Origin of the sequence: Microbacterium sp. UBA3394 (assembly GCF_002358725.1) — a bacterium.
GTDB lineage: Bacteria > Actinomycetota > Actinomycetes > Actinomycetales > Microbacteriaceae > Microbacterium > Microbacterium luteum.
The window spans coordinates 9077-9681 of the sequence record NZ_DEPK01000033.1 but is presented as its reverse complement, the minus strand read 5'-3'; the positions used below and the strand labels follow the sequence as shown (position 1 = coordinate 9681).

Annotated in this window: 1 protein-coding gene; it reads right to left on the bottom strand. The window is 64.5% G+C overall.

The window, feature by feature from the left end; all coding sequences use genetic code 11:
- The coding region (locus tag B4E30_RS01985) for a toprim domain-containing protein (protein ID WP_286793267.1) at positions 1–605 on the bottom strand (605 nt) is incomplete at both ends.

Here is a 605-nt window from a genome sequence, read left to right as displayed (position 1 = left end):
TTGGCGTTTCGCTGGATGAACCCGCGACGCGACTCGACGTCTTCTCCCATGAGCACGGAGAAGATCTCGTCGGCTGCCGCGGCATCGTCGATCGTCACCTGCTTGAGGGTGCGGGTCGTGACATCCATCGTCGTCTCCCACAGCTCCTTGGCATTCATCTCGCCGAGACCCTTGTACCGCTGCACGCCGCTGTCCTTGGGGATGCGCTTGCCGCTGGCGAGGCCGTCGGCGAGGAGGGCATCGCGCTCGCGGTCGCTGAAGACGTACTCGTGCGGCGAGTTCGACCACTTCAGGCGATAGAGCGGAGGCTGTGCCAGATAGACGAAGCCCGCCTCGATCAGGCCGCGCATGTAGCGGAACAGCAGGGTCAGCAGGAGCGTCGTGATGTGCTGTCCGTCGACATCGGCATCGGCCATCAGCACGATCTTGTGATAGCGGGCCTTGGAGATGTCGAAGTCCTCGCCGATACCGGCGCCGAACGCCTGGATCATCGCCTGCACTTCCTTGTTCGACAGCGCCTTGTCCAAGCGTGCGCGCTCGACGTTGAGGATCTTGCCGCGCAGCGCGAGGATCGCCTGCGTGTGCGGATCCCGGCCCTGCACGGC